The organism is Kribbella sp. NPDC049584, assembly GCF_040675555.1.
Lineage (GTDB): Bacteria > Actinomycetota > Actinomycetes > Propionibacteriales > Kribbellaceae > Kribbella.
Window position 1 is genome coordinate 360,524 of sequence record NZ_JBFAPF010000008.1, and the last position, 13,370, is coordinate 373,893.

16 protein-coding genes are annotated in these 13,370 nt (G+C 67.8%); 6 read left to right on the forward strand and 10 right to left on the reverse strand.

The window, feature by feature from the left end; genetic code table 11:
- Positions 1-27 precede the first annotated feature (27 nt).
- Together AB0J62_RS27180 and AB0J62_RS27185 are read right to left on the reverse strand one after the other, a co-directional pair.
- Positions 28-555: an NAD(P)H-dependent oxidoreductase gene (locus tag AB0J62_RS27180; protein WP_363876922.1), complete on the reverse strand. Its 528-nt coding sequence runs from the start codon at positions 553-555 to the stop codon at positions 28-30.
- Between the two features lie 44 nt (positions 556-599).
- Positions 600-1,697, reverse strand: a complete 1,098-nt coding sequence (locus AB0J62_RS27185; protein WP_363876925.1) for a M4 family metallopeptidase — start codon at positions 1,695-1,697, stop codon at positions 600-602.
- 125 nt (positions 1,698-1,822) lie between these two features.
- Between AB0J62_RS27185 and AB0J62_RS27190 the strand changes: the two genes are divergently transcribed.
- Positions 1,823-4,060 carry a helicase gene (locus tag AB0J62_RS27190; protein ID WP_363876928.1) on the forward strand — a complete coding sequence of 746 codons (2,238 nt, stop codon included), beginning with the start codon at positions 1,823-1,825 and terminating at the stop codon, positions 4,058-4,060.
- On the opposite strand, the gene AB0J62_RS27195 is transcribed toward AB0J62_RS27190, so the two are convergent.
- The 3 genes from AB0J62_RS27195 to AB0J62_RS27205 form a co-directional block, all read right to left on the reverse strand.
- Positions 4,043-4,237: a DUF5808 domain-containing protein gene (locus AB0J62_RS27195; RefSeq protein ID WP_363876931.1), complete on the reverse strand. Its 195-nt coding sequence runs from the start codon at positions 4,235-4,237 to the stop codon at positions 4,043-4,045. The genes AB0J62_RS27190 and AB0J62_RS27195 overlap by 18 nt on opposite strands.
- A 207-nt stretch (positions 4,238-4,444) precedes the next feature.
- Positions 4,445-5,017 (reverse strand): hypothetical protein, encoded by a 573-nt coding sequence (locus AB0J62_RS27200; RefSeq protein ID WP_363876934.1) that lies wholly within the window; start codon positions 5,015-5,017, stop codon positions 4,445-4,447.
- Positions 5,018-5,028: 11 nt separating this feature from the next.
- Complete coding sequence (locus AB0J62_RS27205; protein WP_363876937.1) at positions 5,029-6,774, reverse strand: histidinol-phosphatase; 1,746 nt, start codon at positions 6,772-6,774, stop codon at positions 5,029-5,031.
- A 139-nt stretch (positions 6,775-6,913) separates the two neighbouring features.
- On the opposite strand from AB0J62_RS27205, the gene AB0J62_RS27210 reads away from it, so the two are divergent.
- Both AB0J62_RS27210 and AB0J62_RS27215 read left to right on the forward strand, forming a co-directional pair.
- Positions 6,914-7,579 (forward strand): hypothetical protein, encoded by a 666-nt coding sequence (locus tag AB0J62_RS27210; RefSeq protein WP_363876940.1) that lies wholly within the window; start codon positions 6,914-6,916, stop codon positions 7,577-7,579.
- Positions 7,576-8,376 carry a peptidoglycan DD-metalloendopeptidase family protein gene (locus AB0J62_RS27215; RefSeq protein WP_363876943.1) on the forward strand — a complete coding sequence of 267 codons (801 nt, stop codon included), beginning with the start codon at positions 7,576-7,578 and terminating at the stop codon, positions 8,374-8,376. Before AB0J62_RS27210 ends, AB0J62_RS27215 begins: the two co-directional genes overlap by 4 nt.
- A gap of 6 nt (positions 8,377-8,382) precedes the next feature.
- Here the strand turns inward: AB0J62_RS27215 and AB0J62_RS27220 are convergent, their stop codons facing one another.
- Positions 8,383-8,826: a YdeI/OmpD-associated family protein gene (locus AB0J62_RS27220; protein ID WP_363876946.1), complete on the reverse strand. Its 444-nt coding sequence runs from the start codon at positions 8,824-8,826 to the stop codon at positions 8,383-8,385.
- Between the two features lie 93 nt (positions 8,827-8,919).
- Between AB0J62_RS27220 and AB0J62_RS27225 the strand changes: the two genes are divergently transcribed.
- A complete protein-coding gene (locus AB0J62_RS27225) occupies positions 8,920-9,285 on the forward strand; it encodes a VOC family protein (RefSeq protein WP_363876949.1) in 366 nt (121 codons plus the stop codon).
- A gap of 272 nt (positions 9,286-9,557) precedes the next feature.
- Here the strand turns inward: AB0J62_RS27225 and AB0J62_RS27230 are convergent, their stop codons facing one another.
- Positions 9,558-9,788 (reverse strand): hypothetical protein, encoded by a 231-nt coding sequence (locus tag AB0J62_RS27230; RefSeq protein WP_130443046.1) that lies wholly within the window; start codon positions 9,786-9,788, stop codon positions 9,558-9,560.
- Between the two features lie 193 nt (positions 9,789-9,981).
- The gene (locus AB0J62_RS27235) at positions 9,982-10,746 is read right to left on the reverse strand and encodes an SDR family oxidoreductase (protein ID WP_363876953.1); all 765 of its coding nucleotides are present in this window, start codon (positions 10,744-10,746) and stop codon (positions 9,982-9,984) included.
- Positions 10,747-10,840: 94 nt separating this feature from the next.
- Here AB0J62_RS27235 and AB0J62_RS27240 point away from each other — a divergent pair, with 94 nt between their 5' ends.
- Positions 10,841-11,458 carry a MarR family transcriptional regulator gene (locus AB0J62_RS27240; RefSeq protein WP_363876956.1) on the forward strand — a complete coding sequence of 206 codons (618 nt, stop codon included), beginning with the start codon at positions 10,841-10,843 and terminating at the stop codon, positions 11,456-11,458.
- 61 nt (positions 11,459-11,519) lie between these two features.
- Positions 11,520-11,885, forward strand: a complete 366-nt coding sequence (locus tag AB0J62_RS27245) for a VOC family protein (RefSeq protein WP_363876958.1) — start codon at positions 11,520-11,522, stop codon at positions 11,883-11,885.
- Here the strand turns inward: AB0J62_RS27245 and AB0J62_RS27250 are convergent.
- Both AB0J62_RS27250 and AB0J62_RS27255 read right to left on the reverse strand, forming a co-directional pair.
- Positions 11,876-12,694 carry a DUF3152 domain-containing protein gene (locus tag AB0J62_RS27250; RefSeq protein WP_363876960.1) on the reverse strand — a complete coding sequence of 273 codons (819 nt, stop codon included), beginning with the start codon at positions 12,692-12,694 and terminating at the stop codon, positions 11,876-11,878. The two genes, AB0J62_RS27245 and AB0J62_RS27250, sit on opposite strands and share 10 nt — an antisense overlap.
- A gap of 91 nt (positions 12,695-12,785) precedes the next feature.
- Positions 12,786-13,271: an N-acetyltransferase gene (locus tag AB0J62_RS27255; RefSeq protein WP_363876961.1), complete on the reverse strand. Its 486-nt coding sequence runs from the start codon at positions 13,269-13,271 to the stop codon at positions 12,786-12,788.
- Between the last annotated feature and the right edge of the window lie 99 nt (positions 13,272-13,370).

The window sequence follows — 13,370 nt, forward strand, 5'->3', positions numbered from 1 at the left end:
GAACACCCAACCGCCGCCCCCGGCGACCTATTCCGGGTACGGCGTGTTTGCCCGCGCGTCGCGAAGTGATCGAGCCCACCATGCGAGCTGCCGGAGCATCGCCGCAGCGGCCGCGGAGGTGCTGGGGTCGGTCGGCTCGCCTTCGGCGGTGAAGTCCTCCTCGCGGAATCCCAGGCTGTCGCGGATCGTCACCGCATGCAGCTCACCGAAGACCAGCCTCAGCTGTTCCGCGGCCCGCAGTCCGCCCGAGCGCCCGCCGTACACGACGAACCCGACCGGCTTCGCGTACCAAGGCCGCCGTACCGCGTCGATCGCCGTCTTCACGTCGCCCGGATAGGCGTGGTTGTACTCAGCCGTGACGATCATGACCGCGTCCGCGTCCCCGATCCGCCCCGGCAGCTCCGCCAGCGGCAGCACGCTCAGATCGATGAGGTCGAGCTTGAACTCGTCCGCCCGCTCTACCTCCCGTGCGAACCACCGCGTGACCGTAGTACCGAAGCGTCCGCTGTCGAGATTGCGCGTCAGCACGACGAGCCGCAGCGGATGAACAGTCACAACGGCGACGCTAATACCTCAACAAGACTCGAGGTCAAACCATCTCATCCGTCTGTTGGTGGCAGCGAGGGTGGCGTGGAGGGCTCCAGAGAGGACTTCGCGGCGTCCATCAGCGAGGTTTGGTCATCCAGGACGCCGACGGTCTGCCAGGACTTCGTGACGGCCGCCAGCTGGGTGGAGTCGTCGCCGAAGAGGCTCCTTGCGGTCGCTTGGGTGGCCTCGGCGAAGTCCTTGAAAGTGGCGGACTCGCTGAGGTCGCCCGACGTCAGCGTGTCGTACCAGATCTTGCCGGCGTCGTCGTACGCGTTACCGCCGAGCTCGGCCGCGACCAGGTAGAACGCGCGATTGGGGATGCCCGAGTTGATGTGTACGCCGCCGTTGTCGTCCTCGGTATCGACATACCCAGACATGTCGGCCGGCTGCGGATCCTTCCCCAGCCGCGGGTCGTCGTACGCCGTGCCGGGCGCTTTCATCGACCGCAACGCGACACCCTGGACCCCCGGCAACAGCAGCCCCGCGCCGATCAGCCAGTCGGCATCCGCCGCGCTCTGCCCGAGCGCGTACTGCTTGGCGAGCGAGCCGAACACGTCCGAGATGCTCTCGTTCAGCGCGCCCGACTGCCCGTCGTACGCGAGATTCGCCGTGTACTGCGTGACACCGTGGGTCAGCTCGTGCCCGGTCACATCGATCGACGCCGTGAAGTTGCCGAACACCTCGCCGTCGCCGTCGCCGAACACCATCTGCGCACCGTCCCAGAAGGCGTTCGCGTACCCGCGGTCGTAGTGCACCGTCGAGATCAGCGCCAAGCCGGCGCCGTCGATCGAGTCCCGCCCGAAGCACTCCTTGTACAGCGTCCAGGTCGCGCCGGTGCCTTCGTACGCCTGGTTCACCGTCTGGTCCTGGACGGGATCGTCACCCTCGGCGCGGACGAGCGTTCCGGGCAGGTCGGTGCCGTTCTCGGCGTCGTACACCGAGCGTTGCCGGCCGCCTGCTGCCGCCGCGGGCTCACGGCCGGCGGCTGGGCGCGATCGCAGTACGGCGTCATGTTGCAGCGACTGCCGGTACCGGGCGCGAAGGCTGGGATCGCTCGCGGACCGCTCGAGCTGCTCAAGCAGGTACGGCGGGATGATTGAGTGGAACACCACTACAGGAAAACCCCGGAAAGGGATAAACTCAAGGATTTGTGGCTGCCGCGCGCGTCATTTCCTGAACGACTGAAATGCGGCCTTGAAACCAACGGGACGTATTTTAACACAAGGGGTTTGAATTGCCGAATCCGGTCGATGCCGAACAGGCTCACCTGACCACGTTCTACGCCGCGCTCGACAACGAGCGCGAGCGTACGGACGCCCGGACTGACGACGAGCAACTGGTCCATACCCGCAACGCGCAGGCCCTGCACCAGCGTGACGGCCGCATCCGCGACCTCAAGCTCCGGCAGGCCCGGCTGAACGCCGCCGAGGAAGGCCTGTACTTCGGCCGCCTCGACACCGCCGACGGCGAGATCCTGCACATCGGCCGGATCGGCCTGCACGACGCGGACTACGAACCCTTGCTGGTCGACTGGCGCGCCCCGGCAGCGCGGCCGTTCTACATCGCGACCGCCGTCGCGAACCACGACGTCGTACGCCGGCGGCACGTCCAGACCCGGTTGCGCCGGGTGATCGACGTACAGGACGAGCAGCTCGACCTTGGTCGCGAGGCGGCCGACGCCTCCAAGCCCGGCACCGGCGTGATCGGCGAGGCCGTGCTGATGAAGGCGCTCGAGGCGCGGCGGACCGGCCGGATGGAGTCGATCGTCCAGACGATCCAGGCGGACCAGGACCGGATCATCCGTTCCGAACTGCCCGGAATCCTGGTCGTTCAGGGCGGTCCCGGCACCGGAAAGACCGCGATCGCGCTGCACCGGGCGGCATTTCTTCTGTATACGCATCGCGAGCAGCTGGAAAAGCGCGGAATTCTCGTCGTCGGGCCGAATGCGGCGTTCCTGCGGTTCATCGGTCAGGTGCTGCCGTCGCTCGGTGAGGACGGCGTCCGGCTGGTCACGATCGCCGAGCTGTTCCCGGGGCTGAACGCGACCCGGCCGGAGCCGCCGGAGAGCGCCGAGGTGAAGGGGCGGACGGTGATGGCCGAGGTGATCGCGAAGGCGGTCGCCGATCGGCAGTGGATCCCGGAGGAGCCGGTGCGGGTCATGGTCGAGCGGACCGAGCTCACGCTCGACCCGGCGGTGTGCGAGGCGACGCATGCGCGGGTGCGTAACCGCGGCCTGACGCACAACCAGGCACGGCCGTTCATCCTCAACGAGTTCACCGACTACCTGACGAACCAGTACGCCGAGCTGATCGGCACCGATCCGCTGGACGGTGAGCAGTTGCTCGACGAGTACGACCTGGCTGAGTTGCGCAAGGAGGTGCTGGCCGAGCCCGCCGTACAGGCTCTGTTGGAGCAGCTGTGGCCGTTGCTCAGTCCGCAGAAGCTGCTCGAGGAGCTGTACGGCGACGAGGCCAGGCTGGCGTCGGCGGCGCCGCAGTTGTCGGAGCTGGATCGCGAACACTTGTTGAGGTACGGCGACGACTGGTCGCCGGCCGACGTACCGCTGCTCGACGAGGCGGCCGAGTTGCTTGGCGACGACGGGACCGAAGCGGCGCGGGAGCGGGCCGCTCGGGCGCGTGCGATCGCTTATGCCCAAGGCGCCTTGGACGTGCTGAGCGGTTCCGGCTCGACCGACTGGGACGAGGACGACGAGGCAGAGATCCTTACGGCAAAGGACTTGCTGGACGCGGAGGCGCTGGCCGAGCGGTACGAGGCGGACGACGACCGGACGCTGGCTGACCGAGCCGCCGCGGACCGGCGCTGGACGTACGGTCACGTGATCGTCGACGAGGCGCAGGAGTTGTCGCCGATGGCGTGGCGGGCGATCGCGCGGCGGTGCCCGTTGCGGTCGATGACGGTGGTCGGTGATGTGGCGCAGACGAGTTCGATCGGTGGCGGGACTTCCTGGGCGAGCGCACTCGGCGAAACGTTCGGCGATCGCTGGCGGTTGGCCGAGCTGACGCTGAACTACCGCACGCCCGCCGAGGTGATGGAGCTGGCCAACGACGTACTGCGGGAGGTCGACCCGTCGGCGCGGGCACCGCAATCGGTCCGCTCGACCGGGGTGAAGCCGTGGCACGCGGACGTTCCCGCCGCCGAGCAAGCCTTGTACGTGTACAAGATGGCGGCCGAGGAGACGGCGTACGGCGAGGTCGGCGTCATCACTTCGCGCAACCGGCTCGAACTCATCCAGGAGGCAGTCGACGGCCTGGCCGGCGTAACAGTCCTCACCGCCCGCGAAGCCAAAGGCCTCGAGTTCGACTCGGTCCTAGTCGTCGACCCCGACGGCATAGTCATCGAGTCCCCCCGCGGCCTCCGAGACCTCTACGTCGCCCTAACCCGCTGCACCCAACGCCTGGGAGTGATCGGAGACCTACCGGAGGCGCTTCGCGACTCACCCGCGTGGGGGTGAGCTCTTCCCGTGCCGGCCGAACAGCCGAGCCAGGTTGAGGTCGAAGCCCCAGCCGAGCGCCTTCGGCGTGAAGAAGCGCGGGTCCTCGGGATTCCACCAACGAGACTTGAGGCGCTCCCCGGTCAGGGGCCGCCAGTCGTACGGGATGCCGAGAAACTTGCCGGTCTTACCAGCCATACTTCGACGGTACCTCGATCCCTCACCAGCTCTGTCGATCCGTGGCGGGCGGGCCTACCGTCGGAGGATGACGAAGCCGCTTCGATGTCGGCTCCATCTGCACAGGTGGAAGACCGAGCGTAACGAAGAAGGGCAGCGCTACCAGCGCTGTCTCGGTTGTGGGACGACGCGCGACAAGCTGTCGCTGAACGACTTCGGCGCCGGCAGCTAGTGGTCGGCGCAGCAGCTTTGTTGGTGTTGGAGTTCGAAGGGGATGAGGAGGTTGTCGGCGGCGGGTTGGACCTGGAGGACCAGGCGGCCGTCGCGGCGTACCGGGCGGAGGAAGTCGAGGGTGTCGACCAAGGTGTCGTCCTCGACGGGTACGCCGCCGATGCCTTCTAGTTGATCGATACCGCAGCGGGTGCGGAGTTCGGCCGCCGGCAGTACGCCGTGGGCCTGCTCGTGACCGGGCCAGCGGACCACGCGGCCGGTCGTACCGAGCGCCGCTTCGACCGCGGCGACGTACGCACCGCGGACCAACCGGCTCGGACCCGCCAGCTCCGGCTCCGAGGCACCGGCTCTGGTGACGGCCAGGCCAACGTTGCGGTCGGCAACTACCGCGCGGATCGGGTCGGCGAGATCGGCCGCGCTGGTCAGCGACACCGCGACGTGCGGACGGTCGTCGCCCGACACCATGTGGGTGAGGGCGACGACCGGTTGGTCCACGGCGTCGATCAGCTCGTACAGCAGGTGGTCGGCAGCAGCCGTGTCCGAGCTGTCGGCATCGATCGCGATGATCACAACTGAGTTCCTTACTTGGGCAGCACCCAAATGGGGTTGGTGTAGAACCACAGGTCCACCCACGGGTCCGCGTCGCCGACCACATCGAGCTTCGGCCCGGCGGGATCCACGGTCGCGCCCAGGTATCCGGACTGGCTACGGTTCCCGTCGGTGCCGCGAACGCGGACATACTGCGCCTCGTCGGCGCGACCCAGCGGGTAGACAAGCTCGAACGTACCGCGTTTGCCGGACGTGTCCCACTGCTTGACGACCTTGGTGTTCGGCGCGGTGATCGTGTCCTTGTCACCGACGGGCCCGGTCACGGAGCCCTGGATGACGTCGACGCGGTTCAGTGCCGGCACGAAGTTCGCCCAGTTCGGCAATGTCTGGGTGGTGATCCGTACGACGAGCTCGATCGGCCGGCCCTTCTTCACGATGAGTGCGCCGCCCAGCGGTTCGCCGTACCGCTTGCCGACCTCGCGGACCTCGACCTCGACGCCCTTCACCAGCGCGCCGTGGTCGACCCAGACGCGACCGTTGCGCAGGCCGTCCATGACCGACAGGTAGTCGCGGCGGGAGGCGCCGACGTGGGTGCGGCTGAAGAAGCCCGGCCAGAAGTCGCTCGCGGTGGAGTTGACCGTGTTGCCGTAGACCGGGTCCATGTACCGGCCGTCGCGGTCGAACTGCTCCTGCGACGAGCCGTCCGGGCGCCGGGAGGTCTCGTTCCAGTTCACGTGCGAGTCCGAGTTCGCGGTGATCCACCACGGCTTGCCCTCGGCGAGCAGGCTGTCCCAGAGGCCGCCGACGGTCGCGGTCATCCAGTCGAAGCCGCCCCAGGTGCGGTAGCTCTCGGGCGGGTAGCCGGCGAACGAGTTCGGGTTCGGGGCGTTGCCGTACAGGCCGCGGGCACCCGCCGTACCGATGCCCTTCGGGAGGCCGCCGGCCTGGTGACCGGGCGCGCCCTCGAAGCCGATCGCGATCCGCGGGTCGGCGTCGCGCCAGTTGCGGATCTCGTGCGGGCTGTCGATCCCGTTGCGGGCCGGGTGGTTCGCGAGGAACAGCGCGTCCGCGACGCGGCGCTTGTCGACCTGCTGCCCGAGCCATTGGATGCCGGACACCGCGAGCGCCTCGTTGGCGGGCGAGTTCGCGCTCGCGTTCTTCACGCTGCCGTCGTAGTTGTTCTCGAACTGCTTGAGTACGTCGACCTCGCGGCTGCCCGGCGCGACGAAGATCGTGCCGTGCTCGGCGGCCGGGATGTTCCACTCGAGACCCTGGAAGATCAGCGTGTCGCGCAACTCGGCACGCGCCGCCTTGATCTGCGGGTTGACCAGATCCACACCGATCCGCGCGTGCGTCGCACCGCCGTGGTCAGTGATGACCAGCCAGTCGAGCCCGTACGCCGTCGCGTGGCGCGCCTGGTCGATGACGCGGTACATGCCGTCGGAGCTCAACTGCGTGTGGATGTGGTGATCCCCGGCCAGCCAGACGGCCGGCCGATCCCCGTGCTGGAAGATCCAGCCGTCCTTCGAAGGGTTCGCCGCGGCCGCGAACTGCACACCCGTTACCGCGAGCGCCGCAGTACCCCCGAGAATCCCTGCCGACCGCAGCAACCCGCGCCGGGACACCTCGGTCGGCGTCAGGTCGCTGTCCGGCACCGATTCGTCGAGCGCGGCCAACGTCGCCAGATCCAACTCGGAATTCGGATGATGATGCTCGTGCCCATGGCTGTGCTCGTGCCCATGGCTGTGGTCGTGCCCGTGCGAATGCGAGTGCCCCATCACAGTCCTCTCCCCGGCGGATTCCGCGCGATCATCACCCGCCCGCATGACCACCAGATGTTCCCCCGATGAACACCATTCCGGCCCGAGCTGTAGACAACACAGAGTGACGAGGCTTCAATGGCCTGCGGGGGGAATCATGAATGGAGAGCCGTATACGCACACGCATTGTCACCGGCGGAACGAGCGCGGTAACGCGACGCTGGCAGCCCTGGGAGGGGTGGCGGTCGGCGTCATCCTGGTGCTGCTGACCTGGCTCGTGGTGCTGATGACCAAGGACGATCCGGCGCCGCGAGCGGCGGACACCTCGCCGTCGGCAGCGGCCCCGGCGCCGGTGGCGTCGGTGCCGGCGTCGGTGATCACGAAGACCGTCGTACCGAAGCCGACGGTCAAAGGACGGTCGAACTCGGCACCGGCGGCCGGGGATGTCCGGTCGTTGCCGGCCGGGTTGTTCTGCCGCGACCTGAACGCCAAGGGGTACAGCTATGTCGCGGCGATCGACTACTGGCGACTGCATGGGCAGCCGAACCAGATGGATGCCGACCGCAACGGAATTCCGTGCGAGACCGTGTATCCGCGTGGCGATGTCGCGGCGTACTGGAACGGGCGCGAGATCAGCGGGGTCGTCTTCTGGTCGGCCGGGTTGTATTGCCGGGACTTGGCCGCGCGCGGGGCTTCGTACGCGGAGGCTGTCAGATACTGGTGGTACTACGGCATGCCGGATCGCATGGATGCGGACAAGAACGGGATACCGTGTGAAACCGTGTACTCGTCTGCAGCAGTCAACGCGTTCTGGTATCCGTGACGCGGCGCCTCTGGGCGGTCTTTGTCGCAGCGCTGGTGGTTGTCGCCGGCGGTGGGTTGTTCGCGCTGTCCGCAGCCGGCGTCTTCGACCGCACCCAACCGACCGCCGTCACACCACAGCCGACGAGCACAGAGCAGACGTCAGCCACACCCACGCCGACGAGAACACAGCAGCCGAGAAGCACCACGAGACCACCGGCCACAACGGCGCACCCAACCACTCCGTCCCACCCAACCACCCCGCAGCGCCCGAGCAATCTCGCGCAGCCGACACGGCGGTACGTGTTTCCTGTGGGTGGTTGCCGGGCGGACGCTTCACAGAGCCACCACGACTACCCAGCCTCGGACATCTTCGCGAACGTAGGCTGCCTGTTCGTCGCGCCCATCGACGGCCGCGTCGACGAAGTGACGCGCGTCGACAACTGGGACCCGAAGACCAACCGGGGACCCGACCGCGGCGGACTGTCGGTATCCATCGTGGGTGTCGACGGAGTCAGGTACTACGGCTCACATCTGTCGGCGATCGCACCAGGAATCCGCCCCGGCGTCAGCGTCCACGCCGGCCAAACCCTAGGCCGTACGGGAAAGACAGGCAGCGCGCGCGTCACCCCGCCGCACCTGCACTTCGGTATCAGTTGGCCGACGAAGCCGAACGTGTGGTGGATCCGCCGCGGCGCGGTGGCCCCGCAGCAGTTCCTCAACAGCTGGCACCACGGCGGTCAGCTCTCCCCGGTCAGCACAGTCGCCAAGACACACCGCACGTACGGCGCGGACAACGGCTGCCGCGAGTACTGCTAGTACAAGTCAGCGGGCCCGGCCCTCGCGAAGCATTCCGATCGACTTCTCGATCCGTCGTTCGCGGGTGGCGTCCGTCTTCGCCGATGTCACCTGCAAGACGTGCCACTGCCGGTTGCTGTAACTCAGCGTCTCCCAGAACGCCTCACGATCCGCAGCAAGCGCGGCGGCCAACGGCTCCGGCACCTCGAGCTCTCGCGGAGCCGTGTCGAGCTCGACGTCGACTTCGAGGATCTCGCCGGGCGCGACGCCCGCTTCGGTACGCCGCTCCGCGCTGAACCCGAGCAGGTACCGCCCGCCCATCCGCGCGATCGAAGTCCGGAACGTGAACCCGTTGACGGTGACGCTGACCTTCGGCCGGCCGCCACCGCCGAGCGCCTCGACGACGCTCTCGGGCACCTCGAAGCCGGCCGTGTTCCTTCCGGTGGAGAGCAGTTCGGCGGTGAACTTCATCTGATCATCATCGGAGTCGAGCAGGTCATGTCGAGAGCGACGCGCTGGTTCCGACGTACCGGACGACAGTGGTCCGTGGAAAAGGGAGAGATCGTGGCGAAGCCTGTTCTGAACAGCATGTTGATCGGCAGTACCGACGCGGAGCGGTTGAAGGCGTGGTACCGCGACGGGTTCCAGGCGGAGGTCGACGGATACGGGAATCTGAACCTCGGCGGGTTCGGGCTGGTGATCGAGCAGCGCGACGACGTCGCCGCGAAGACCGCCGAGCCGGGGCGGCACATCGTGAACTTCGGCGTCGAGGACATCGAGGCGGCCGCCGCGCACCTGCGCACGCTCGACGTCGACTGGCTGGTGCATCCCGAGGATCGCGGCGTCGGATGGTTCGCGACGCTGATCGACCCGGACGGCAATTACGTCCAGCTCATCCAGATGAAACCGGAGTACTACGCGAACCTCTGAGACAAACAAGTTCGCACCGGACCTGGGGGATCCGGTGCGAACGATGAGGTGTATTCAGTTGTCTCAGGCGCAGTGTGCTGAAGAGCAGTGCTCATCGAGAGAAATGGCGGCAAGCGAGGGGCAGAACGCCCACGCTCGCTTGCCGCCCAATCACCGGTGCCTTTATGTGATCGAGGTGAGGTTCTCGACCTGGGCCACGTTCCGGGTGGGTTGTCTGGTGAGATACGGAACGCGAAAGGCGCCGGATGCCCTTCTCCAGATGCACGGCTTCCTCAGCGGGGTGCTACATCCCACATACGCTCGCCGGGCAGGGGGTCGGGGAGCTTGTCGACGGCCGGCATCGGGTCGTTGGTGACCCGGAGTCCGGCGAACCGACGGCTCATGGCGTCTGCGTACCGCTCGGCCAACGCCGGCTCGGCGTTGTAGTCGGCGATGACGTGCTCACCGAACCAGACACGGACGCGTCGGCGCTCAATCGTCTGGATGGCGGTGGCGGTTGTCACTGGTCCTCCTGGCTGTTACTTCGGGGGTGGTACGGCCTGGAAAACGCGGGCGAGCGCGGTGCCGGTGCGCCGTGTTGTGTTCACCGTCACGTCAGATCCAACGGAGTACGGCGAGCCGAGGTCACGCCCGAATTCAGAAATTCCCAGCTTTTCCGGAACCGGCCGGAACCCAATTCTTCGCCGGTATGTTCGATTACCCGAACGGACCCCGGACGGAGACGCCGCCGTCCAGCACGATCTGCTGTCCGGTGATGTACGACGCCGCGTCCGACGCCAGGTACACCACCGCCTGCGCCACCTCCTCGGAGCGACCGAACCGACCGACCGGGATCTCGTCGACGACCTCGGCGTCGACGTTCGCGTTGGCGACCGCGGTGGCGATCGCGCCGGCCGCGGCGACGTTCATCCGGATGCCGTCGCGGGCGTACTCCGCGGCGACCGTCCGGGCCAGGCTCAGGATGCCAGCCTTCATCACGCCGTACGCCGCCTGCTCGGGGGCTGCCATGAAGCCGGTGACCGAGCCGACGCTGACGATCGTCCCGCCGGTGCCCTGGTCCAGGAAGACGCGGAGCGCCGCCCGGACCGCGCGGGCGACGTACCGGAGGTTGACCTCGTAGATCGTGTCCCAGTCCTCGTCGGCCATCTCGTGCAGCTTCACCGCGGGTACGAACGCGACCTGCCCGCCGACCACGGTGACGAGTACGTCGAGGCCGCCGAGCTTCTCGACCGCGGTCGAGATCATTGCCTCGATGTCGCTCGCAGAACGGACGTCACCGGACACCGCGTACGCCGTACCGCCGCCGGCCCGCACCGCGTCCGCGGCCTCCTCGGCGCGTGCCGGCTCGAGGTCCGCGACCACGACCGTCGCACCTTCGTTGCCGAAGGCCTCTGTCGTCGCGCGACCGATCCCGCCGCCACCGCCACCGATCACCAGGGCTCGTTTCCCGTTGAGCTGCATGGGCGGAGCGTAGGCCAGGAACGGCCTGAGATTCATAGGGTTTCCTCAGGAAAGACACGCCGAAGCTGTCGGAACGGCTCCGTACGCTGGAGACGTGACCATCGAAGACGCTGGAATCAGGCCACAGGAATCCGCCGACGAGCGGGTCGTGGCAAACGCCCTTGTGGTGCCGGAGCGGGTCATCGGCGGCGTCGTGCCGTCACCCGTCCGGACGGGGCCAACGGGGATCGCGGCTGTCCAGACAGAGCACCTGATCGGTGACATCGGTGACGCTCTCCGGCTGCTCGACGCGGTGGAGCGCGTCCGCGGCCACGCCCACCCGCTCATCCTCGGCCTGCAGCAAGCGGTCGGGATGACGATGCCGGCCGCCCTCGTGCTGAACGCGGTCGCCAACGGCCGCACGACGCCGGACGAGGTCTCCCAGCAGGTCGGCATCACGCCCGGCGAGGCGGAGCTGGCGATCGCCGACCTCGAGGCGCTCGGCATGGTCCGGACCACGCCCGCGCTGGCCGTCACGTCGATGGGTCAGGCCCGGCTCTCGCAGCTCGACGGTCTCACCGTCCGCGTCCTCGACGTCATCACCGGCATCCTCGGCCCGACCGATGCCGCCCACCTGGTCCGCCTCCTCCACACCGTCGCCGACGGCCTCGAGTCCGCCTCGGTCGCAGCCGCCGTCAACGACGCCCTCCCGCAGGTCGTCTCGCACAACTAGTGTCGAAATCGCAGGTTGGGTCTCGACGTAGCTGATGTCAGCGATCAAGGGAGGACATCAGATGTTGCACGACAGCAAGGCGTTCAGTGGGTTCTCGGTGGACGACATCGAGAAGGCGAAGGCGTTCTACGCCGACACGCTCGGGATCGATGTCGGCGAGGAGAACGGCATGTTGCGCCTGAAGATCGCGGGTGGCACCCCGATCCTGGCGTATCCGAAACCGAACCACGTGCCGGCGGAGTACACCGTGCTCAACTTCCCGGTCGCCGATATCGAGGCGACCGCACGCGAACTGGCCGGCCGCGGCGTCACGTTCGAGCACTACAACAACGAGCAGGACGAGACCGGGATCTACCGCGGCCAGGGCCCGTTGATTGCCTGGTTCAAGGACCCGGCGGGCAACGTCTTGTCGATCATTCAGGAGTGAGGCACCGGGTCGTTGTACTGACCTAGCCTGCCGGAGTAGCGGGCTCCGTTCAGGTACGGCCAAGCGTACGCCGTACAGCCGTGCAGGCCGAGCGTCTGCTGCTGCATGACCGGGGCCGGCCGGCCCGGCCCCGGGCACAGCTCGTGGCCGTTGCCGAGCCGGTGACCGGTCTCGTGGTTGACCATGTACTGCCGGTACGTCGTCAGCGACGCGCCGAAGTTCGGTACGCCGTGCGCCCAGCGCGCGACGTTGAGCACGACCGAGTCCCCGATCCGGCAGCTCGTGTACCGGTCCGGTCCGCCGCCGCAGATCAGGTCCCGCGTCCGCGGCGTCACCAGCATCAACCTGAAGTCGGGCGTCGCCCCCGGCCCGACCTGCTGGAACCGCCACTTCCCCTGCGATGCCCACCCCTGCGCCGCGCCGTACGTCGTCCGCACGAACTGCGCGAACGCAGTCTTGTCGATCCCGGTGATCCCGCCCTCGATCGCGATCTGGAACGTCATCAGCCTGCCGCCCCTTCCGATCACGGCCGGATCCGCGGGCAGTACGGCGTACGACTGCGACCCCGCGCTCGGGTAGGAGATCACCTCGGCCGGTTTGACCGGCACGACCGGATTCGTCGTACGGCGTGACGCGACCGCCGGCGACTCCAACGACGGCGCGGTCGTCCGGACCGACGCGGGTACGATCTGCCGCCCGAGGTCGCCGTGGCGCGACAACGGGCTGGCGGGCAACTCGTACACCACTCCGACCGCGATCACCGCCGCAGTCGCGAGGCCGATCGTCCTGACAACTGTCCAGCGGCGCATTCCGGCGAGCTCCTCCCACCGCGCCCGGTCGGGCGCGTCCTCACTGTCTTCTTGCCACTGTGCCCACAAACCCTTCTCCCACCACGGCGGGCTACGCCCTGGTGGTCCGGAACCTCAGCGAGGGGTACTTCGATTCGTTGAACCCGAGGTCGCGATAGAGCTCGATGCCGTAGTCGGTCGCGTGCAGTTCGACCTGGCCGACGCCGGTCTCGTTCTCGAACCAGTCCATCAGCGCGACCACGCAGGCGCGGGCCAGACCGCGACGGCGGAAGGCAGGCTCGGTGCTGACGTTGTACAGGTGGCCGCGGACCGTGGTCAGGTCGCGCGGCCCCGGCGGGTGGACGAACACGTTGCCTGCGGCCCCTGCGACGACACCGGCGTCCGGGTCCTCGACGACGTACGCCGCGAAGGTGTCCGGCGATGCCAGCTGCCCGGCGAACCACTCGACGGCGGCGGCCTGCCAGGGGCCGTCGATGTCGTTGCCCATCGCGGCGAGCATCAGCCCGCGTAAACGGACCAGAGACTCCGCGTCATCCACCCCGGCTCGTCGTACCTGAATGTCACTCACGCCGTCCATCCTGCCAACTTTTTGCCGAGTCAATGAATCGAAGGGGGCATGGCCCCGAGCAGAGCGCAGCGATCGTCGCGCAGCAGCCGAGCACGGAGAGCGAGACCG